15 protein-coding genes are annotated in these 22,246 nt (G+C 62.5%); 9 read left to right on the top strand and 6 right to left on the bottom strand.

Translation table 11 applies throughout. The features are described 5' to 3' along the window. Nucleotides 1-22: 22 nt before the first annotated feature. Nucleotides 23-520 carry a CAP domain-containing protein gene (locus SJY08_RS16010; protein WP_377276853.1) on the bottom strand — a complete coding sequence of 166 codons (498 nt, stop codon included), beginning with the start codon at nucleotides 518-520 and terminating at the stop codon, nucleotides 23-25. Nucleotides 521-526: 6 nt separating this feature from the next. Next, nucleotides 527-793 carry a DUF6460 domain-containing protein gene (locus tag SJY08_RS16005; protein ID WP_006727939.1) on the bottom strand — a complete coding sequence of 89 codons (267 nt, stop codon included), beginning with the start codon at nucleotides 791-793 and terminating at the stop codon, nucleotides 527-529. A 167-nt stretch (nucleotides 794-960) separates the two neighbouring features. Here SJY08_RS16005 and SJY08_RS16000 point away from each other — a divergent pair, with 167 nt between their 5' ends. From SJY08_RS16000 to pdeM, 4 genes are all read left to right on the top strand, one after another. Next, nucleotides 961-1,899, top strand: coding sequence for a methyltransferase domain-containing protein (locus SJY08_RS16000; protein WP_377276851.1), 939 nt, complete (start codon nucleotides 961-963; stop codon nucleotides 1,897-1,899). Nucleotides 1,900-2,014: 115 nt separating this feature from the next. Then, nucleotides 2,015-2,653 (top strand): YitT family protein, encoded by a 639-nt coding sequence (locus tag SJY08_RS15995; protein ID WP_054149059.1) that lies wholly within the window; start codon nucleotides 2,015-2,017, stop codon nucleotides 2,651-2,653. Between the two features lie 49 nt (nucleotides 2,654-2,702). After that, entirely contained in the window at nucleotides 2,703-5,222 is a 2,520-nt protein-coding gene (locus tag SJY08_RS15990) for a ligase-associated DNA damage response DEXH box helicase (protein ID WP_377276848.1), read from the top strand. Nucleotides 5,223-5,278: 56 nt separating this feature from the next. Continuing rightward, the gene (gene pdeM, locus SJY08_RS15985; RefSeq protein ID WP_194842819.1) at nucleotides 5,279-5,995 is read left to right on the top strand and encodes a ligase-associated DNA damage response endonuclease PdeM; all 717 of its coding nucleotides are present in this window, start codon (nucleotides 5,279-5,281) and stop codon (nucleotides 5,993-5,995) included. A gap of 5 nt (nucleotides 5,996-6,000) precedes the next feature. Here pdeM and SJY08_RS15980 read toward each other — a convergent pair whose 3' ends face one another. The 3 genes from SJY08_RS15980 to SJY08_RS15970 form a co-directional block, all read right to left on the bottom strand. Further along, nucleotides 6,001-6,804, bottom strand: coding sequence for a TIGR02186 family protein (locus SJY08_RS15980; protein ID WP_083229619.1), 804 nt, complete (start codon nucleotides 6,802-6,804; stop codon nucleotides 6,001-6,003). 1 nt (nucleotide 6,805) lies between these two features. Then, nucleotides 6,806-7,723 carry a sulfite exporter TauE/SafE family protein gene (locus SJY08_RS15975; RefSeq protein ID WP_377276846.1) on the bottom strand — a complete coding sequence of 306 codons (918 nt, stop codon included), beginning with the start codon at nucleotides 7,721-7,723 and terminating at the stop codon, nucleotides 6,806-6,808. A gap of 204 nt (nucleotides 7,724-7,927) precedes the next feature. Then, on the bottom strand, nucleotides 7,928-11,731 hold the full coding sequence (locus SJY08_RS15970; protein WP_377276844.1) for a peptidoglycan-binding protein: 3,804 nt from the start codon (nucleotides 11,729-11,731) through the stop codon (nucleotides 7,928-7,930). A 395-nt stretch (nucleotides 11,732-12,126) separates the two neighbouring features. On the opposite strand from SJY08_RS15970, the gene SJY08_RS15965 reads away from it, so the two are divergent. From SJY08_RS15965 to SJY08_RS15955, 3 genes are all read left to right on the top strand, one after another. Next, nucleotides 12,127-13,920 (top strand): acyl-CoA dehydrogenase C-terminal domain-containing protein, encoded by a 1,794-nt coding sequence (locus tag SJY08_RS15965; RefSeq protein WP_153761360.1) that lies wholly within the window; start codon nucleotides 12,127-12,129, stop codon nucleotides 13,918-13,920. 187 nt (nucleotides 13,921-14,107) lie between these two features. Beyond that, nucleotides 14,108-15,316, top strand: a complete 1,209-nt coding sequence (locus SJY08_RS15960) for an acetyl-CoA C-acetyltransferase (RefSeq protein ID WP_113377099.1) — start codon at nucleotides 14,108-14,110, stop codon at nucleotides 15,314-15,316. A gap of 175 nt (nucleotides 15,317-15,491) precedes the next feature. Continuing rightward, nucleotides 15,492-17,708: an FAD-dependent oxidoreductase gene (locus SJY08_RS15955; protein ID WP_300890645.1), complete on the top strand. Its 2,217-nt coding sequence runs from the start codon at nucleotides 15,492-15,494 to the stop codon at nucleotides 17,706-17,708. A gap of 72 nt (nucleotides 17,709-17,780) precedes the next feature. Here the strand turns inward: SJY08_RS15955 and SJY08_RS15950 are convergent, their stop codons facing one another. Then, entirely contained in the window at nucleotides 17,781-18,875 is a 1,095-nt protein-coding gene (locus tag SJY08_RS15950; RefSeq protein ID WP_377276841.1) for a glycerophosphodiester phosphodiesterase family protein, read from the bottom strand. Nucleotides 18,876-18,969: 94 nt separating this feature from the next. Between SJY08_RS15950 and SJY08_RS15945 the strand changes: the two genes are divergently transcribed. Continuing rightward, a complete protein-coding gene (locus SJY08_RS15945; RefSeq protein ID WP_377276839.1) occupies nucleotides 18,970-20,685 on the top strand; it encodes a GH32 C-terminal domain-containing protein in 1,716 nt (571 codons plus the stop codon). Nucleotides 20,686-20,763: 78 nt separating this feature from the next. Then, nucleotides 20,764-22,242: a pyruvate kinase gene (locus SJY08_RS15940; RefSeq protein ID WP_377276837.1), complete on the top strand. Its 1,479-nt coding sequence runs from the start codon at nucleotides 20,764-20,766 to the stop codon at nucleotides 22,240-22,242. Nucleotides 22,243-22,246 lie beyond the last annotated feature (4 nt).

Genomic DNA, 22,246 nt, shown 5'->3' with positions numbered 1-22,246 from the left:
ACCGGAGCGACGAGGGAATCACTCAGGCCGAGAGAACCATGGCCCAATAGGGCCGGTTACCGGAAGCGGAATCCCAGGCGACCGCGACGCCGAGCCCGTTGAAGCGGCCGGTCATGTTGTCGAGATGCCGCTTGGAATCGATCCAGGCCTGCACGGCGCGTTCGACGCTATCCTGACCCGCAGCGATGTTTTCGGCCGCCGGCAGCGGCACCCCGTGGCCCTTCATACGGGCGCCGAAGCTGTCGTTGAAGCCGATCAGATGCGACATCTTGCCAGCGCGTGCCATGCGCTTGGCCTGGGCGATGGCCGCCACTTCCGCGGGGCGACTGCGGGAGAGGGAGGAGAGGCCACGCGATTGCCGGAGCAGGTTCACCATCGGCAACGCGGCGTCCGTCTCAGCCCGTGCCTGGCCATCATCGGGGTTGAGAATGTCGGTGGACCGGCAGCCGGTGATCGCCGCCGTCATGACACCAGCCGAGATCAGGATCAGCCGACGGCGATGTAGAACAGGCTTAGACATAGGCCTTCAGTTCCGTGACGCAAAGAGGCGGAGCAGGATGAAGGCGGGAATGACGATCGTAGCGCCGATCAGCAGATACTGCCCGACCCGACCAAGGGCGTCGAACCCCGTATACCAGAGGTCGATGATGAAGAACCTGATGCCGTCGAGCAGGTCCATCGGATCGAGCCCGAAGATCGACATCACAAAGCCGACGATGAGCGAAACGACGATCAGCTTGACGATCGTGCGGCCCGGCGTGTCGCCGAGAAATCGATTGAGGCCATCAGCCATGCGTGTCTCCTGTTATCGTCCGCTGATATGGGCGCAGTCGGCCCGCCCTGCAAGCCGGCGAGCCGAGTGCTTGCGATAGCACTTGAGTTTTTTCCGGTGATCGGTCAAGACCGCGCGCCCGCTCCATGCTGGATCACCCCATGCTGGCAGGCGCAAGGATCTCTTCGATGCATCCCACACAGTTCTCGTCCGGCGACGTCATCGCCGATCGCCGCGCCGATTATGCCCGCATGCTCGCCGAGAATGGCGAACATGAGGCAGCAGTGGAATTGATGGAGCAGGCCCTGGAACTGGTGCCGGACTGGCCGGCTGGTCTGCTGCGTCTTGCGGACTATGCCGAGAAGGCCGGACAGGCAGAAAAAGCGATACCCGCCCTGCGCAGACTGCTCGAGCTCGACCCGGAAGATCTGTTCGGCGCGCAGTTGAAACTGGCTCTGCTCGGGGCCGAAGATATTCCAGACCAGCCGCCCTCTCGCTATGTAGAGGCGCTTTTCGATGATTATGCCGATCGTTTCGATACTGCACTTGTCGAGAAGCTCGATTATTCGGTCCCGGCCAAGCTCGCCCGGCTCATCGTCGAGCATGAAGATCGGCGCTTCGATCTGGCCGTCGATCTCGGGTGTGGCACGGGTCTTTTCGGTGCCGAGATCCGCGAGAGAGTGGCCCGCCTGGAGGGTTTCGATCTCTCGGTCAACATGCTCGCAAAAGCCGAGGAGAAGGGTCACTATGACCTTCTTGCCAAGGCCGATCTATCGCTCGACCCCATCGCGTGCGGTCTCTTCGATGAAAGGCTTGCGGAGTGCCGAGCCGACCTCGTCTCGGCGGCTGACGTGCTGATGTATCTGGGCGACCTAGCCAACGCCTTTGCACTTGCCGCGCAGCTCTTGAAACCCGGCTCGCTTCTCGCCTTTTCGGTCGAAGACGCGGGCGAGGGCGACGGCTTTATCCTGGCGCCGAGCCTGCGTTATGCCCACACCGAACAGCATGTAAGGTATCGTCTCGATGAAAACGGCTTCGACCTCGTGAAGCTGTCGCGCACGAGCATTCGCATGGATGGCGGAAAACCGGTCTCCGGCATTCTGTTTCTTGCTAGCCGGAAGGCCTGACGAGCAGCTTTCTTGCGAACTGCACCATGGGTCAGGATTGCTGACCTATCCTCCTTGTTTTCCAGAGGTTCTCGGGTAAGATTTTCATTCGGGAGGTCATTTTCTGGAGAGCGTGATGGCGCAACTGACGAGCATGCTGGGAATCTGGAATTCGAACCCCACCCGCCACACCCCGGCAGAGGATCTGCAAGGACTCGTGGCAGGGAGCCTGATTGCGGCCCTTGGCCTTTACTTCCTCGCCCAGGTCGGACTTCTGACCGGTGGCATGGCTGGCCTCGCCTTCGTCCTGCACTACTGGAGCGGCTGGAGCTTCGGTCTTCTTTTCTTCTTGCTCAACCTGCCATTCTACATTCTTTCGCTGCGTCGCGTCGGCCTCGATTTCACCATCAAGACCTTTATCGCCGTCGGCCTCACCTCCTTCATCGTTGAAATCGAGAGCCGCTTCCTCGTGATAGAAAGCATCGCGCCGATCTGGGCGGCGATCCTCGGTGGCCTGCTGCTCGGCTTCGGCCTTTTGGCGCTCTACCGCCACCGCGCCAGCCTCGGCGGCCTCGGCATTCTCGCCGTCTACATCCAGGACCGCTTCGGCATCCGCGCTGGCTTGGTGCAGCTTGCCTTCGACCTCTGCGTCATGGCGCTGGCCTTCGCCGTCGTCAGCCCCTCCGTGGTGCTCTATTCTGTGATCGGCGCCGTGGTGTTGAACCTCTTCCTCGCGATCAACCACCGCTCGGACAGGTATATTGCGCTGAGGTGATACCTCTTTCGCCCCTTCTCTTTCCCCGCCCGTCCACTACCTTGGGGCGGTGACGACAGCTGATTCCGCCCATGCCCTTTTGCCTGCCCCCTTCCTCCGCTGGTTCGGCGAAAAGGGCTGGCAGCCGCGTGACCATCAGCTGGAGCTGCTGGCCCGGGCGAGATCCGGCGAGAATGGCGGCGAGAGCTTGCTGCTGATCGCACCGACCGGTGCGGGCAAGACGCTTGCCGGCTTCCTGCCGTCGCTCACCGAGCTCACCGAGCGTGGACGGAAAAAACCAGGCGAGGCCTTCACGGGCATCCACACGCTCTACATCTCGCCGCTCAAAGCGCTTGCCGTCGACATCGAACGCAACCTGATGAAGCCCGTCACCGAGATGGGGCTCCCGATCACCATCGAGAACCGGACCGGCGATACCCCGGCTCATAAGCGCCAGCGGCAGAAGACCAATCCGCCGGATATCCTTCTGACGACGCCTGAGCAGGTCGCATTGCTCATCTCCCACTCGGACGCGGAGCGCTTCTTCAAGGACCTGCGCTACGTCATCTTCGACGAGCTGCATTCGCTGGTGACTTCCAAGCGGGGCCATCTGCTCTCGCTGGGCCTAACGCGGTTGAGGAAGCTTGCCCCTGGTCTCAAGACCATCGGCCTTTCTGCGACCGTTGCTCAGCCGATGGACCTGCGCCGCTGGCTTGTCGCCCAGCCGGAAGAGGGCGAGGCGGCGGCCGGTCTGATCACCGTCGAGGGTGGTGCCCGACCAAATATCACTATCCTTCAGACCGATGAGCGCATTCCCTGGTCGGGTCACAAGGCGCATTATGCAATCCCCGAGGTCTACAAGGTCCTCAAGGACTTTCAGACGACGCTGCTTTTCGTCAACACGCGCTCCCAGGCCGAGATGCTCTTCCAGGAGCTCTGGACGGTCAATGATGACAACCTGCCGATCGCGCTGCATCACGGCTCGCTCGACGTTTCGCAACGTCGCAAGGTGGAGGCCGCCATGGCCGAAAACCGGCTGCGGGCGGTCGTTGCCACCTCGACGCTCGATCTCGGCATCGACTGGGGCGATGTCGATCTCGTCATCCATGTCGGCGCGCCGAAGGGCGCATCGCGCCTTGCCCAGCGCATCGGCCGTGCCAATCACCGCATGGACGAGCCGTCTCGCGCCATTCTCGTGCCGGCCAACCGGTTTGAGGTGATGGAGTGTCAGGCCGCACTCGATGCCAACTATATCGGCGCGCAGGATACGCCGCCTGTGGGGGAGGGCTCGCTCGACGTGCTCGCCCAGCATGTGCTCGGCATGGCCTGCGCCGATGCCTTCGACGAGGAAGAGCTTTACCGCGAGGTGACGACGGCGCTTCCCTATGCCGCTCTGCCGCGCGAGACCTTTGCCCGCATCGTCGATTTCGTCGCAACCGGCGGCTACGCCCTGCGTACCTACGAGCGCTATGCCCGCATCCGCCGTCGCAAGGACGGGCTCTGGCGTGTCTCGAACCCGCAGGTCGCCCAGCAGTATCGCCTGAACCTCGGCACCATCGTGGAAATGCCGATGCTGAATGTCCGGCTGGTCAAGCGCAACCATCTGGGCTCGATCGGTCGCGGCGGCATGACGCTTGGCAAGGTCGAGGAATATTTCTTCGAGCAGCTAACGCAGGGCGATACCTTCCTCTTTTCGGGGAAGGTCCTGCGCTTCGAGGGCATAAGAGACAACGAATGCCTCGTTTCCAACGCCTTTTCGATGGATCCGAAGATCCCGGCCTATGCCGGCGGCAAATTCCCGCTTTCGACCTATCTCGCCGAACAAGTTCGCGCCATGCTGGACGATCCAGACCGCCGGACCGGTCTGCCCGACCAGGTGCGCGACTGGCTGTCGCTACAGGCGGAGAAGTCGGTGCTGCCCAAGCGCGGCGATCTCCTGATCGAGACCTTCCCGCGCGGCGAGCGCTTCTACATGGTGATCTATGCCTTCGAGGGCAGGCTGGCGCATCAGACGCTCGGCATGCTGCTCACCCGCCGGCTGGAGCGCATGCGCGCGAAGCCGCTGGGCTTCGTGGCGACGGATTACGCACTCGCCATCTGGGGGCTCGAAGACATGGGCTCGCTGATCGCGCGGGGAGCACTCAGCCTCGCAGACTTGTTCGATCAGGACATGCTGGGCGATGATCTGGAAACCTGGCTCGACGAGAGCTTCATGCTGAAGCGCACCTTCCGCAATTGCGCGGTGATCGCCGGCCTGATCGAGCAGCGCCATCCCGGCAAGGAAAAGTCCGGGCGCCAGGTGACGGTGTCCTCGGACCTGATCTACGACGTGCTGCGCAGCCACGAGCCCGATCATATCCTCATGCAGGCAACGCGACAGGATGCCGCCGCCGGGCTTTTGGACATCGCCCGGCTTGCCGATATGCTGGAACGAATCAGGGGGCACATCCTGCACAAGCGCCTCACCCAGATCTCGCCGCTCGCCGTGCCTGTGATGCTGGAAATCGGCAAGGAGCCGGTGGCGGGCGAAGCACAGGAGCATGTGCTGTCCATGGCGGCGGAAGATCTCATCGCCGAAGCCATGGCGTGAATCATGCGGAGCGGCTATGACGAGGCCTGATGCTGCGGAATGAAGACATGACGGGTATGACGGCCAGGCGCCTCGCGCCGATCGAGACTGTGGAGACGACGGCCGAGATCGCGCTTTCGGGCGTGGCCGCGGTCTGTGATCTGACCGGCGCCATGTACCTGCCGGATCATCGGACGCTTGTGGTCTCAGACCTGCATCTCGAAAAGGGCGCGGCCTTCGCAAGGCGCGGCCAACTGCTGCCGCCCTATGACACGCTGGCAACGCTTCGTCTGCTTGAGAGCGTGGTGAACCGCTACCAGCCCGCGACGATCATCAGCCTCGGCGATAATTTCCATGACCGCGTCGGCTCGGCCATGATGCCGCTGGTATTTCGCGAGATGATCCATGGTCTGGTCGCCGGACGTGAGATCGTTTGGATCAATGGCAACCACGATCCGGATGGCACAACGGCTTTGCCGGGCGTGTCCATGGATGAGTTTTCGCTCGCCGGCCTCACCTTCCGCCACGAACCTTCGCTTGCCCATGGCAAGGGTGAAGTGGCAGGTCATCTCCATCCCTCAGCCACCGTACGCCGCCGCGAAAAATCGGTCCGCCGTCCATGCTTTGCGACCGATGGCCTGCGCATGGTCATGCCATCCTTCGGCGTCACCACCGGCGGCCTTGACCTGCGGCACAAGGCCTTCACCGGTCTCTTCGCCCGTACCGACCTGATCGCACACCTGCTCGGCCGCGACCGGATCTATTCGGTGCGCTACGGCAATCTGCTCGGCTGATCCCGTCAGTCTTTCCGGAAGATCAGGCTTGCCGCCCAGCCCGTGATCAAGGCAAGCAGCACGGCAAATGTGCCGTAGGCCAGGGGCTGTTGATGAGCGGCTTCAGTGATCGCTTCTTCCAGACCCGTCTTGATGACGCGCAGCGGCAATTCCCGTTGCCCGATGAACTCGCCCGACTTGAACAGGTAGGCATGCACCGTATGAACGCCATTCGGGATATTGGCAGGAAGCCGAAGCGTCGCCTGAAAAAGGCTCGATGATACGAAGCGCACACCGCCCGTGTCGCGCTGGTAGAGACCGCCATTCTGTTTCAGTCTGCGAAACGCCTCGCGAAACTCGCTGAGGTTTGCGGAATTGCTGATGAAACCCGTGGGCGTTAGCGCGAGGTGATCGATGCCGATGCCGAGCGAGGTCAGGAGGTCATCCTCGGCGATCTCCTCCACAGGCCGGGTGCTGGCCAAGGAATAGGAGATTGGCATTTGTTCGAAGGTCAGCGACGTCCGGTTGACCCAGATCCCGAATAGCCGCTCCTTGCGGCGCACGGTCGTCCAGTCGCGTGGTCCTTCCAGCGTCACCACCACATCATACTGCCCGATTGCTAGAAGCAATTGGTCGGTGTTGGTGAGTGCACCGAAGACGGTCAGATCGGCGCCAGAAAAATCCGAAGTAATGGCGATCTCGCTGGTGGAGATGCCGATCTCAAGGCCTTCGCGTTCCGCAAGCTGTGTCGTCAGCGGATCCTGGGCCGCCGCCGGGGTCGACCAAGCGGTGAACATCGCAATGGTGAGAGCGAGGAGAGTTGCTTTCATCTCAGCCCCCGATCGCCAGAGAGTAGATGTCGTCGGGCGTCACGACCAGTTCGATCGCGAGACGCACGCCGACGGCGAGCACGAGAAGCCCCAGCAGCGCGCGCAACTGTTCGCCGCGCAGCTTCTGGCCGACACGCACGCCATATTGCGCGCCAATCACGCCGGCCACCATCAGGATGAAGGCGAGCACGATATCGACGGAATAGTTCGCCGCCGCCTGGACGATCGTGGTGTAGGCGGTGGTAAATATGATCTGGAAGAGCGAGGTGCCGACGACGACATTTGTGGGAATGCGCAGCAGATAGATCATGGCCGGGACCATGATGAAGCCGCCGCCGACACCCATGACCGAAGTCAGGATGCCGATGCCGAAACCGAGCGCGAGGATCGGGATGACGCTCAGATAGATCTTCGATTTCTTGAAGCGCATCTTGAAGGGCAGACGGTGCACCCAGTTGTGCTGCCCGGGCCGCTTCAGGGGGACGGCTTCGTTGCGGGCGGCCCGGCGAAGCGCCCGCAAGCTCTCCGCCAACATCAACCCACCGACCGTGCCGAGGAACACCACGTATAGCAGCGAGATGATCAGGTCGAGCTGACCGAGACGCCTCAGCCACGAGAAGATGTAGACACCGATCGTCGCACCGACCAGACCTCCTATCAGCAGAACTGTTCCAAGCTTCATATCCAGCGTACCGCGCCGGAAATGCGAAATGGCACCCGATACGGAGGAAGCCACGACCTGGTTCGCGCCGGTTGCAACGGCGACGACTGGAGGAATGTTGTAGAAGATCAGGAGTGGCGTGATGAGGAAGCCGCCACCGACCCCGAACATGCCCGAGAGAAAGCCGACAGCCGCGCCCATGCCGAGAATGATGAACACATTGACCGACAACTCGGCGATCGGCAGATAGATCGTCACGTCAGGACCTCAAATGCGGGTAGCCGCGCCTTGGGGCGCGGTCACGTCAGAGCTATGAGCCCCTTGTTCTCTCTCATGCTGGCCAGGCGCAAGTCCTTGATCGGACTTGCTCCCCTTCGAATTCTTTTCTGCGCCTCAAGGCCATCCAAGTCAATTCGAGAGCCCGTCATAGACCCTTATTCGCGGTCTTTTATGACAGCCGTATCATTTGTTGCGGGCCAGAAGCTCGGTCACCAACTTATCCGTCACCTGACCTGTCGGCTGTTCACCGATCGATGTCTGGAAGGCCTTGATCGCCGAGACCGTCTTGGCGCCCATCACACCATCGGGCGTTCCTGCGTCATAGCCGTTCTTGTTTAGAATAGCCTGGATGTTACGGATCGCCTTCTTCATGTCGACGCTTGCGGTCTTCAGGCCCTTGCCGGCCCATTCGTCTGGCGTGTTGACCGAATTGGCGTCCGGGTCCATCTCCTTGGCCTTCCAGAGGTCCACCTCGGCACGGGCGCGTTCGAGTTCCTCGGGCTTCAGCGCATTGGCCACCTCGTCGCGCTTTTGCGCTGCATCCGTATCGCCGCCCTTGGCTGCGATCGCAAACCACTTGTAGGACGTCACCAGATCCGGCGAGGTCCCGTTGCCACGGGCACTGAGGATCGCGAGGTTGAACTGGCTGTCTGAAATCCCGTAATCAGCGGCCTTTCCGAACCACTCCACCGCCTTGGCATAGTCCTGTGCGCCGTCCTTGCCGGAGGCATAGATGACGGCGAGGTTGTGCATGGCGCTGGCATTGCCGGCATTCGCTGCCATTTCGTAATAGCGCTTTGCTTCGCCGATATTGGGTGCAACGCCCGTTCCCTTTTCGAGGAAATTGGCGAGCCGGTACTGAGCGGGCGCAAAACCCTTGTCGGCTGCAAGGCGATACCATTTGGCCGCTTCGGCGAAGTCGTTTTTGACGCCACGACCCTCGGTATAACGGGCGCCGATCTCGAAGAGCGCGACCGGATCGCCATTCTTGGCGGCGATCGAAAGCGATGGCGGCGTGATTTCCGAGGGAACCACGATCTCTGCGGCAGGCGCAGCCGGTGCGATTTCCTCGGCAACGACCACATTGGCCCCCGCATCGGCAACTCTGGTTGGCGCTTCGAGCGTCTGGCCCGGCGCGCTCGTCGCAGGTGCCATCAGAGCGCTGACAGGGGCCGTGTCACCCGCTTGAACAGTTGCAGGCGGCGCCGATGTGTCTTGAGCGACGACAAGATCTTCATCCGTCTCGGCTGGAGGCTCTGCCTGAGCAGACGCCGCAGAAAGTGTCGCGGTGCCGGTGTCGCCCTGAACATCGACTGCATCAGCGGTCTCGACCGCGGGGTCTGCAATGATGGCCTCGCTCGTCTCGTCCTGACCGGTCTCTTCGATGGCGACGGGCGCTTCGCTGCGGGTCAGCGTATTGACGAGCGGCATGGCCATGGCAACGAGAAGCACGGCTCCCACCGCCATCATGATGGGACGGCGATACCGCGCGAAGAGGGAGGTTTCCCCCGACTTCGCCTTGGCCTTCACATCGGCCATGGTCTTGTTGCCTGTAGGCGCTGCCTTCTGGGCACGATCCATTTCCATGGCGGCCGCCTGAGCGGCGCGCCGGGCGGCGGCGATGTAGTCGGTCCGGTCCCCATTGTCGGCGCCGGCTGGCGTTGCACCCTTGGTTGCCTGCTGACTGGCACGAACGCGCTCAAGGATCTTGCGCACATCGGGCGCTCCGGAACCGGGCTCCAAAAGTTCATTCGCGTCGTCGGGCGGCAGCACGTCGACCGGATCGATCGACGGCGAAGGATCGACCATCTGGCGAGGCTCTGCAGGGGCCTTTGGCGCCTTCTTGCCCGGCATCAGCTTCTTGCCCAGGCCGGCGAGCAGGCTGGGCTTCGCAACCTTCTTTTCTCGTGCGGCATCGATCACCGGCAGCGCGGTCATGGTCTGGGCGAAATCATCCGCTGCGGCGAGCAGCTCCTGATCGATCGGATGTGTCGGTTCCGCAACCGGTTCGGCGACCATATGCGGTGGTTTTGGAGCCGGTGCTGCGGCTTGATGTGCACGCGACACCGGTGCGGGAGCAACGGGGGCCTGGGCAAAGAGAGGTGCTGCTTCGGGCTGCTGTCCGAGATGGTGCAACTCGTCGAGCCGTCCGGCGATCTGCACGAGTGTGTCATGCAGGGCCTCGAAGGTGCGGTGGGTCCGCTCTTCTGAGTGACGGCTATAGTCTTCGAGCTGCTTGAGATGATCCGACAGGGCCGACAGAGCGGAGATGTCAGCCGATGCCGCCTGGCTTCCAGCCGGGAAACGCTGAGCGAAATTGGCCATGACGGTCTCGGCGGCCTGCCGGGCGGCCTCGATGATGTATTCGTCGCTCGTCGCAACATAATCCTCAAGTGCCGAAATGCGGCCCGAAACCTCCGGATCGGCCGGCGAGGGCTGGCTGATCAGGGCTGAGAGATGGGCGATCTGGTCTTCGAGCCCCTTGAGGCTGGCGCTTTCGCCAGTAGGGGCGGAGGAGCTGGTTTCCTCAAGACGGTCGACCACGGCATTCAGGCGGTCTTCGAGGTTGCGTAGGGCACTGTCATCGATCATGGCGACCGGCTGCGGTGCGTCGAGCTCCTCAATGTGACGCGCCAGGATTTCGAGCCGATCGGCAAGGCGGTCGTTGACGGCACTGCCGTCGAGCGCATCGATCTTGCGGGAGATGTCGGCAAGATAGCCGGTGAGTTCCGGCGCCGGCGCAGGCCGCTGCACCTTCTCCAGCATGTAGGAGAGTTGGTCCAGCCGCTCTTCCAGACGGACCGCGCCCTGTTCTGTCGATAGCTGTTCAATGCGCTCGGTCAGCAGCTCCAGCCGCTCGGCCATCTCGTGCGAGGCATCCGGCAGCTGCGGTGCGCGCGTCTCGGAGAGGGTCTCGATCTGGCGCGCGAGACCCGAGAGCCGCTCTTCCAGCCGATGAAACGTCGCCGGATCGTTGCCCGGGCCGCTGTTGCGGCTGCCGGCCGCGATGGCGCGCGTGATTTCGTCGAGTCGCATGTCGAGCGAGGCGAACTGTTCCGTCAGCTTGCGCTCGTTGGGATCGATATGTGCACCGATATGTTCGAGTGCTGACGCGACGGTCACAAGCTTGTCTTCTAAAGCCCGGATCGCGCGCGTGTCGCCCATGCCGCCGAGCTGCGACTTGATGTCGTCGAGGCGGTCGGCGATGCGAATGATCTCGTCGCGCATGGCGCCGGTGTCGAGGCCATCGAGACGGACTTCGACATCGTCCCAACGGCGCTCCATACGGCGCATGGAATCCTCGCGGGCAAGGCCGTCCATCAGCGAGCGCAGGTCGTCGAAGTCCTCACGCAGACCGTCGGTGCCCGGAGCCTTGATGCCTTCGAGCCGCTGGATGCTTTCGGCCAGACGGGCAATGTCCTGGCGCATGTCGTCCTGCGGGCGGCTTTCTTCGGCAAGCTGGCGGATCGAGCGCATCTCGTTGCGCAGGCCGGCAATCTCGCGCGACAGGCTTTCGCTGATGTCCTGCTTCAATTCGCGGCGCAGGCCGCTCAGCGCTTCCGTGATGTCCTGGCTGGCGCGCGCGGGTGGTGCGACGGGAGCGCGCACGGCATAGGCCGGCTGCGGATCGGAAAGCGGAGGCAGGGGCTGGCGCACCGTCGTTCGCGGTAAGGGTTCTTCGCTGCGGCTGTAAAGGCTGCGGTCGGAACTGCGGGCACGGCTTTCCTCGAGCGCGCGCTGGCGCTGGCGGATTTCGGCAAGCGGATCCGGCCGGGTGTCGCGGACATCGCGTTCGCTGCGCGGAAGGTCGTCGGCGCGGCGGCCGGGCAGGGGGCGTGCCACCGGCTCGTCTGCACTGCGGCTGCGCGCGCTCTGTTGGCCAATCAGTCCCTCGATGCGAGCCTCAAGCCCTTCGATGGTGCGGTTCAACGCATCCAGCGAGGACGGGTTGCCGGGCCGTTGGGTCTGGGATCGCGATCCGTTCATGGTTCTGCTCGCCTCGATGGTGCCGGACGCAGCGTGCGTCCGAATGCGTCCAGGTGGTCCTGTGTGACGTCGACGAATGCCTCTTGCCCCGAGGGCTATGAGGGCGCGTCGGAATCGCGGATGGATCACCAGCTTTCAAACGCAACCTTTCATGAAACATGGTAAACAAGCCGTTAAGCTTCGCGAAAAATCGGTGAATACGGGTATCTCCCGTATGTCGTAACGCCCCGCACAAGGGCCTTCCTTTAGAGGCCTTTGATGGACGGGGAGGGGACCGTGGTCCTTGCAAAAATGCTGCGCTTAAAAATTTTGACGTTTACGCGCACGTCAATTATTTGTATAAGCCAGAACAGTCCGATCCCGTCGGAACCGAAGTCTTTGGAGGAAGATGACCGATGCCTGTCTACAAGGCCCCCGTAAACGACACGCTTTTCATTCTCAACGACGTCCTTGGTCTCGAGCGGTACAACAACCTGCCGGGCTTTGAAGACGCGACCCCCGACATGATCGAGGCGATCGTCGGCGAGGCGGCCAAGCTCGCGGAAGAGCAGCTCTTCCCGCTCAATCTCTCCGGCGACCAGGAAGGCTGTGTCCGTTCGGATGACGGTTCGGTCAAGACGCCGAAGGGTTTCAAGCAGGCTTATGACGCCTATTGTCAGGGCGGCTGGCTTGGTCTGGCCGTACCTGCTGAATACGGTGGTCAGGGCCTGCCTTACACGCTGCACACCGCCGTCGGCGAATTCATGTCCTCCGCCAACATGGCGCTGATGATGTATCCGGGCCTCACCCAGGGCGCGATCGCCGCGATCCTGGAGCATGGCTCCGACGAGCAGAAGCAGAAGTATCTGCCGAAGATGGTCGAAGGCATCTGGACCGGCACGATGAACCTCACCGAGCCGCATTGCGGCACCGACCTCGGCCTGCTGCGCACCAAGGCGGTTCCCAACGGCGACGGCTCCTACAAGATCTCCGGCCAGAAGATCTTCATCTCTGCCGGCGAGCACGACATGTCGGACAACATCATCCACCTCGTGCTCGCACGCATCGAAGGCGCGCCCGAGGGCACCAAGGGCATCTCGCTCTTTATCGTGCCGAAGTTCATGGTCGGCGACGACGGTTCGGTAGGCAGCCGTAACACGGTCACCTGCGGCGCCATCGAGCACAAGATGGGCATTCACGGCAATGCCACCTGCGTGATGAACTATGACGAGGCGACCGGCTATCTGATCGGCGCCGAGAACAAGGGCCTCGCGGCCATGTTTGTCATGATGAACGAGGCCCGCCTCGGCGTCGGCCTGCAGGGTCTGTCGATCTCCGAAATCGCCTATCAGAACGCCGCCAACTATGCCCGCGAGCGCATCCAGGGCCGCTCTCTGTCGGGCGTCAAGGCGCCGGAAAAGAAGGCCGACCCGATCATCGTGCACCCGGACATCCGCCGCGTCTTGCTCACTATCAAGGCCTTTAACGAGGCCGGCCGCGCCTTCACGCTGTGGACGGCGCTCAAGTCAGACGTCGCCCACCGCTCCGGTGACGCGACCGAGAAGCAGCTTGCCGACGACGTGCTCGGCCTGATGACACCGATCCTCAAGGGTGTCCTGACCGACAAGGGCTTTGACCATGCGGTCATGGCCCAGCAGGTCTATGGCGGTCACGGCTACATCGAAGAATGGGGCATGTCGCAGTATGTCCGCGATGCCCGCATCGCGATGATCTACGAAGGTGCCAACGGCATCCAGGCCCTCGACCTCGTTGGCCGCAAGCTCGGCCTCAACGGCGGCCGCGCCGTGATGGCGCTTTTCAAGGAAATCGGTGATTTCTGCGAGGAGAACCGTGGCGACGAGAACCTGTCGGCCTACACCAAGAGCCTGAAGAAGGGTCTGAACGACCTGCAGGCTTCGACCATGTGGTTCATGCAGAACGCCATGGCCAAGCCCGACAACGCCGGTGCTGGTTCGACCGATTACATGCATCTCTTCGGTCTCGTCGTGCTCGGCTACATGTGGGCCAAGATGGCCAAGGCCGCCAATGACAACTTGGCCGCAGGCTCTGGCGATGCGGACTACTACAAGAACAAGCTGATGACCGGCCGCTTCTACATGGAAAAGGTCATGCCGGAGACGGCATTGCGTAAGGCCCGGATCGAAACCGGCGCCGACAGCCTGATGGAAATGGCCGCGGAAGCGTTTTGATCTTTCCCTTCTCCCCTGCGGGGAGAAGGTGGCCCGACAGGTTAGGCGCAACGCGTTGCGCCTGGGATGAGGGGGGCGCGCTTGCGCAATCCGCCCCCTCATCGCCTCGCATTCGCTCGGCACTTCTCCCCGCTGGGGAGAAGAGGGAAAAATTCCGGCGCCCCCGTGCGCCCAAGGGAGAGAGACGATGACTGAAGTCTTCATTTACGACCATGTGCGCACGCCCCGCGGGCGCGGCAAGAAGGACGGTTCGCTGCACGAAGTGCCGACCCCCCGTCTGGCCGCCAAGACACTGGAAGCACTGCGCGACCGCAACGGCCTCGACACCTCGACCGTCGATGACATCATCTTCGGCTGCGTCGATCCGGTCATGGAAGCCGGCGCCGTGATCCCGAAGGCTGCCGCCTTCGAGGCCGGTTATGACTTCGCCGCCCCCGGCATCCAGATCTCGCGCTTCTGCGCCTCCGGTCTCGACGCGATCAACCTCGCCGCCGGCAAGGTCGTGGCAGGCTCCGATGACATCGTCATCGCTGGTGGCGTCGAAAGCATGTCCCGCGTCGGCATGGGCATGTCGGGCGGTGCCTGGTACATGGACCCCTCGGTCAACTTCCCCGGCTATTTCATGCCGCAGGGTGTGTCTGCCGACCTGATCGCCACCAAGTATGGCTTCACCCGCGACGATGTCGACGCCTATGCCGTCGAGAGCCAGAAGCGCTCCGCCGCCTCCTGGGCTGCCGGCAACTTCGCCAAGTCCGTCATCCCGGTGAAGGACGGCAACGGCCTCGTCATTCTCGACCGCGACGAACACATGCGCCCCGGCACCGACATGCAGTCGCTGGCAAGCCTGAATCCTTCCTTCCAGATGCCCGGCGAAATGGGGGGCTTCGAAGCCGTCGCCATCCAGGCCCATCCGGAAATCGAGCGCATCAACTACATCCACCATGCCGGCAATTCGTCCGGCATCGTTGATGGTGCTGCTGCCGTTCTCGTCGGCTCCAAGGCCGGCGGTGAGGCGATGGGTCTGAAGCCGCGCGCGCGCATCCGCGCCTTCACCAATATCGGCTCCGACCCAGCGCTCATGCTGACCGGCCCGGTTGACGTGACGGAAAAGCTCCTGAAGCGCACCGGCATGAAGATCTCCGACTTCGACCTGTTCGAACTGAACGAGGCCTTCGCCGCCGTCGTCCTGCGCTTCATGCAGCATTTCAACGTCGACCATTCGAAGATGAACGTCGCCGGCGGCGCGATCGCCATGGGCCATCCGCTCGGTGCCACCGGCGCGATGATCCTCGGCACTGTGCTGGACGAGCTGGAACGCCGCGATCTGAACACCGCGCTGGTCACGCTCTGCATCGGCGCCGGCATGGGTACGGCGACGGTTATCGAGCGCGTTTGAGGGGGAAGCTCCCCCTCATCCGCCTGCCGGCACCTTCTCCCCGCTGGGGAGAAGAGTGGTCGCCGCAGCGCTGGCCAATCCTCCTCTCCCCTCGGGGACAGGGTGGCCGAGCCAAGCAGAGGCCGGGTGAGGGGGATGCTCCTCGCAACATCGAATTTCAGGGAAGAGGAATCCCATCATGACCTACAAGAACTTTACCATCGAGACTGACGCAGACGGCATTGCCCTCGTCACCTGGGACATGCCAGACAAGTCGATGAACGTCTTCACCGTGGAAGTGATGGACGAGATCGAGAAAATCCTCGACCAGACCGTCGCTGATGACGGCATCAAGGGTGTGGTCTTCACCTCGGGCAAGTCCTCCTTCTCCGGCGGCGCCGATCTCACCATGATCAAGGGCATGTTCTCCATGCTCGAAGAGGAAAAGGCCAAGGATCCGGCCGCCGCTGTCCAGAAGCTCTTTGACGCCGCCGGTCGCATGACCTGGCTGTGGCGCAAGATCGAGACCAACGGCAAGCCGTGGGTCTCCGCCATCAACGGCACCTGCATGGGCGGCGCAACCGAACTGTCGCTCGCCTGCCATGGCCGCGTGGCGTCGAACGCCAAGTCGGTCAAGATCGGCCTGCCGGAAGTCAAGGTCGGCATCTTCCCGGGCGCCGGCGGCACGCAGCGCGTTGCCCGCCTCGCCAACACGCAGGACGCCCTGCAGATGATGACCACCGGTCAGACGCTGTCGGCAGCTCGCGCCAAGGCTATGAACCTGGTGCATCAGGTCGTCGAGCCAGGCGAACTGATCAACGCTGCGAAACAGATGATCAAGGACGGTCTGAAGCCTGTCGCCCCTTGGGACGAAAAGGGCTTCAAGGTTCCCGGCGGTGGCATCTGGACGCCGGCCGCAGCCCAGCTATGGCCGGCCGCTTCCGCGATCATGCGCCGCGAAACCGCCGGCAACTATCCGGCAGCACTCGCCATCCTGAAGAGCGTCTATGAAGGCCTGCAGGTGCCCTTCGACACGGGCCTTAGGATCGAGCAGCGCTACTTCACCGAGATCGTCCAGACCACCGAAGCCTATTCGATGATCCGCTCGCTCTTCGTCTCGATGCAGGAACTGAACAAGGGTGCCCGCCGCCCGGCGGGTCAGCCGAAGTCCGAGATCAAGAAGGTCGGCGTCGTCGGCGCCGGTTTCATGGGCGCCTCGATCGCCTATGTGACAGCCGCTGCCGGCATCAATGTCGTGCTGATCGACCGCGACATGGAAGCTGCCGGCAAGGGCAAGACCCATTCGGAAGGCCTCGTTGCCGGTGCCGTCGGTAAGGGAAAGCTGACCAAGGACGAGGGTGAAAAGCTCCTGTCACTGATCACGCCCTCAGATGATTACGGCACGCTGGCCGACGCCGATCTCGTCATCGAAGCCGTCTTCGAAGACCGCGACGTCAAGAAGGCCGTGATCGAAAAGGTCGAGGCCGTGCTGCCGGAAGGCGCGATCTTTGCCTCCAACACCTCGACCCTGCCGATCACGGGCTTGGCCGGAAACTCCAAGCGCCCGGTCGATTTCATCGGCATCCACTTCTTCTCGCCGGTCGAGAAGATGATGCTGACCGAAGTCATTCTCGGCAAGGAGACGGGTGACAAGGCGCTGGCGGTGGCCCTCGATTATGTTGCCGCGATCAAGAAGACCCCGATCGTCGTCAACGACACGCGCGGCTTCTTCGTCAACCGCTGCGTCCTGCGCTACATGTCCGAGAGCTACAACATGCTCATCGAAGGCGTGCCGCCGGTCATGATCGAGAATGCCGCAAAGTTCGCCGGCATGCCGGTCGGTCCGCTGGCGCTGAACGACGAAGTGGCGATCGATCTCTCCTACAAGATCCTGAAGGCAACCGTTGCTGACCTCGGCGAGAAGGCGATTGACCCGCGCCACATGGAGCTGGTTGCCCGCATGGTCGAAAAAGAAGAGCGCTTTGGCCGCAAGAACGGCAAGGGCTTCTACGACTATCCGGCAAAGCCCGCGAAGAAGCATATCTGGCCGGGCCTGAAGGATCTCTACCCGCAGCAGAAGCCGGAAGCCGTCGACGTCAAGACATTGCAGGAACGCTTCCTCGCAACTATCGCACTGGAAGCTGCCCGCACCGTCGAGGAAGGCATTGTCACCGACCCGCGCGAAGCCGATGTCGGCTCGATCCTGGGCTTCGGTTTTGCACCCTACACCGGCGGTGCCCTGTCCTATATCGACGGCATGGGTGTGAAGACCTTCGTGGAACTCTGCGAACGCCTCGCCAAAGACTACGGCCCGCACTTCACGCCAACGCCGCTCCTCAAGGACATGGCCGCCAAGGGTGAAACCTTCTACGGCCGCTTCGACCCCTACGGCGAAGCCGCTAAGGCCGCATGAGCTTAGGTCCTGAATGAATTGGAAAAGGCGGCCCGCAGGCCGCCTTTTTTCGTTCGGGTCTTGTGTGAAGCTTCAGTTCGTCAGCTCATACGACCGCCGCAGCCCCTGCGCGTCGAGCCAGGCAATAACTGCTTCCGGCTCGTCCGTCTGGATGATGGTCACGCCCCGTTCGATGAAGAAGCCCCAGACATCCTCCGGTCGCCCTGTCGAAAGTGCGAGATAATCGCCGCGTCCCCCCGCCACCATGCCCTCAGGGCGATCGGTGATCGGATAGGTGTTGATCCAAAGATGGGTGTTGTTGCGGACCGCAGCCGCGCGGGCGAGGGGCGAGAGCAGAGGTCCGCCATCCGAGGTGATCGGCTCCGATGAATCCCGATACCAGTGGACAAGCTCGGCGGCCGGTGCGCCGAGCGCTGATTGGGTACGGTCGATGAATGCGGGCTCGGTCACGGCGTCATCGGCGAGGATCGGCATGAAAGCGAACTCGGCCCCGATGGCGCGGCGGATGTCGCGAGCGAGTTGCAGCCGCTCGGCATTCCACACTGCCATCTTCAGAAGCACGCCGTCGCTCATACCGAGGCTGCGGGCGAGATCCGCGACTTCCACCAGGGCTTCCGGCTCGAGCTTGTTGTCGATGTTGATCAGGATCCGGCCGCGCGCATGCAGCATTGCTTCTTCGAGCGTGAAGACATGTTCGTCTGTCGGGCGACGGTCTCCCTCGACCAAGAGCCGGCAGGTTCTAAGCTCTGCAAGGGTGAACTCGACCACTTTTCCCTGGCAGCTGGTGGTGCGATCAAGTGTTTCATCATGCATGATGACAAGGGTGCCGTCTTTCGAACGCCTCACATCGAGCTCCACCATTTCAACCCCGGTCGAAACGGCGTGGTCGATGGCGACAAACGAGTTTTCGGCGCGAACGACCACGCCATCCTTCTTCCAGCCGGCGCGATGGGCCACGACCATGACATGATCACGATTGAGGTTGGCCTCGGTCAGACGCTCATGAATGAGGGCCGCACGGTTAGACGGAGGAATGGGGGCGAGGCTTGCAGCCCCCGTGACGAGGGTCAGAAGCAGTCCGAGGACGAGAACGGCGAGACGCATGAGCAGGGCTCCGATCTTCAGTGTCGTTCTCGCCGCAATAGGCGCTTCGAGTGAAGCCGCCATGACGGTTTTCTGAAGCCTCTGTGACAGCGAGGCATGGAACAGCCACGTAGCTCCTTCCGTTGAGCGCTGGCCTAGAAAGAAAAGGGATACCTGCATGACGACAGCGACCGGCATACCGGATCACTACAGGGCTATCGAAGTCGAACTTCCTGTGAACGCCGTGCTGCATCTCTGGCTAAAGGCGGTGACGCCGGAAGAGCCGGGGGCGGTGTCGTTGTACAGCGTAAATGGCAAGTTTGGTGAAGTGCAGGCTTCGAATGCGGAAGAGAACTCCTTCCGCATCTATCAGGTATTCGGCGGAGGCACGGTCACCCTCGCCTATGACATGGCGGTTACGTCGCTCTCTGTCGCCTACTGGTTCACGCCTTCGGACGTGCTGGAGACTGGCATCACGGTCATCCATACCAATCCGTCGAACGAGCCGCCGGATCTGCCTTATGGATATCACTTCCGCCCGCCCTTCGGCTGGATGAATGACCCGAACGGCTTCGGTCGATTCGGAGGACGCCCGCATCTCTTCTACCAGCACTATTCGCATGGACGCATCTGGAACAACATGCATTGGGGCCACGCCGTCTCTTCGGACTATTTGCGCTGGCGGCATCTGCCGGTCTTCCTCTTCCCCTCCGAGGAACTGACGGTGCGACCGGACAAGCGCGGAGGCGCCTTCTCCGGTTCGGCGATTGCGCGGACCGACGGGCCCGGCATCCGGGTTTTCTTCACGGAGAAGATCGCCGAGCGCATGCCCGAGCAGGAAATCCAGCTGACGGCGACATCGACTGATCTGTTCAGCGCGGGTGCAGCAGAAGTCTTCCTGCCCCGCAGGCCCGATGGCGAAGGCCTGACATTCGACTTTCGCGACCCTTACGTTTTCCGCGGTCCGGATGGGTTGTGGAAAATGCTGCTCGGCAGTCAGAGCGGCACGGGCGGCGTGGTGCTGCTTTACCAGACGGAGGACAACACGGCCGCCGCCGGCTGGGCCTATGTCGGCAAGCTCTACACCGAGACGCGCTATCAAACCTCGGCCCTCGAATGCCCCTGCCTTCTGCCCATGGATGGCGACTACCGCGACCCAGCCACCCGCTGGGCGCTGATCTATGGCCTGATGAACGGCGAGGACAAGGAGACCGGTCGACATAATCTGACGACGATCGATATCGGTTGGTTCGACGGCCGTAGTTTCGCCAAGTCCTTCGGCCGCGAACTCGATTTCGGCACCGACAACTATGCTTTCCAGGCATTCGTCGATGGCAACACGCCGGTCGGCATCGGCTGGCTCGGCAATTGGGCGGATACCGGTCCGACCGTCGATTTTCCCTCTGCGATGACATTGCCGCGCACGCTGGTTCTCGAAGGAGATACGTTGCTGACGCCTCCCATTGGCGCGGCCGAAAGCCTGCGCGCGCGCATGCTCGATCGTACGCGGCTGGCGTCCGGGCAACTCATAGAGCTGCCCAATGGCGCTGCCGAAATAACCTTCGAGCTGTTGGAGGCGGGCGGCGCGTTCCGCCTGGAGTTCGACCATCCGGACATTCGCCTGGCCGTTGCCCAGCATGAGGAAGGCCTTGAGATCCTGTACGGCTATCTCGACCGCCCCGAGGAGCCGCCGGGTCCGCGCTATCTGGCGAAGGCGGCCGGCGCCCGCCGCCTGCGCGTCTTCCTCGACTACGGCTCTCTGGAGGTTTTTGCCGATGGCGGGCGCGTCGCCGGCACCAAGCGGATTGCTGGCTTTGAGCCGGTAAGGGCGGCAAGGCTCGTGGCTGAGCCCGGTGTCGTGGTCAACGCCACCGTATGGAGCCTCAGGCTCTGAGATCCCTGCGACATCGACTGTCATTGGGCTGTCAACAAGCCGGGATTAGGGTTCTGCAACAACCAGGCAGGGCCGATCATGAACATGCGAGAGACCACCGACGCCACCATTCGCGCAGCTGAAATCCACACCGAGATGGTGACGCTTAGGCAAGCGATCCTCGACGGAGCTTCGCTTTTGTCGTCAGGGAATGGCGAAGCGGATCCGGCGATCGCCAATCTGGCCCATTACCTTGCTTTGCGTCATCACGATATTCGTCTGTTGCAACGGCGCCTCATGTCGCTTGGCCTCTCTTCCATGGGCCGGCTGGAGAGCCGTGTCCTGCCAACGATCGACGCCGTGATCCATGCGCTGGCATCGCTTTCGGGCGTCCGGGCAGAGGCTCCCGCCATGCCGGCGGAAACAGATTTTTTTGCTGGCGAGGCGCGGCTTGAGGCTGCCACTGTTGACCTGTTTGGCACAAAGCCGGCTAGCCGCCGGACGCGAATCATGGTGACGCTGCCCAGTCAGGCCGCCGAAAGTCCCGACCTTATTCTCGATCTCGCCCGGGCCGGCATGGATGTCGCCCGCATCAATTGCGCCCATGACGATCCGGAGGCGTGGCGTACCATGACAGCTTTCGTCCAGGCAGCCGCCGGCGTCTGCGGACGTGACATCAAGGTTCTGATGGACATTGCCGGTCCAAAGATCAGAACGGGCGAAGTGGCCTCGGTCGACAAAAAGCCGAGGCTGCAGATCGGTGATCGCGTCCGCCTCGTCGCAAATGCTGCTCCGCGTATCGATGAGAAAGCCCCGCACTCGGCTGCGGTCTCGCTACCGGAAATGGTCACCCGACTCTCCGTCGGTGATCGGCTCCGTTACGATGACGGAAAGCTCGAAGCGGTTGTCGAAAGCGTCGCAGCGGAGGAGGCGATCATCGTCGTTCGGCGCACCAAATCCGGCGGCACTCGCCTGAAGCCCGAAAAGGGCATCAACCTTCCCGACACCGCGCTCGGGCTTTCGCCGCTGACCAGCAAGGACGAAGCCGACCTTGAGATGGTCATCGAATGCGCCGATCTGATCGGCTATTCCTTTGTCAGTCGACCGGAAGACATCGATCTGCTCGACGACGTCCTCGCTCGTCACGGCAGGACCGATCGGCAGCTCGGCCTGATCGCCAAGATCGAGCAGCCGCTCGCGCTCACCAATCTTCCGGCCCTTATCGCGCGGGCACGCCAGCGCGGGCCGTTCGGTGTGATGATCGCACGTGGCGATCTCGCTGCTGAAATCGGCTTTGAACGGCTGGCGGAAATGCAGGAGGAGATCCTCTGGATCTGCGAGGCGGCCTCCGTGCCCTGCATCTGGGCGACACAGGTGCTGGAAGACATGGTTAAGCAGGGCATTCCGACACGCGGCGAGATGACCGATGCCGCTATGGCGGCGCGGGCCGAATGCGTGATGCTGAACAAGGGGCCCGCCGTGGTCGAGGCGGTCTCGCTTCTCGACCGTCTGATGGGGCGCATGAACGATCACGTCTTCAAGAAGACGCCGACGCTGCGCGCCCTGAAGAGCTGGTGAGATC

The sequence above is a fragment of the Rhizobium sp. R86522 genome (assembly GCF_042466255.1).
Classification (GTDB): domain Bacteria; phylum Pseudomonadota; class Alphaproteobacteria; order Rhizobiales; family Rhizobiaceae; genus Allorhizobium.
Note: the sequence above shows the minus strand (reverse complement) of the source record. Positions and strands in the feature narration are given on the sequence as shown.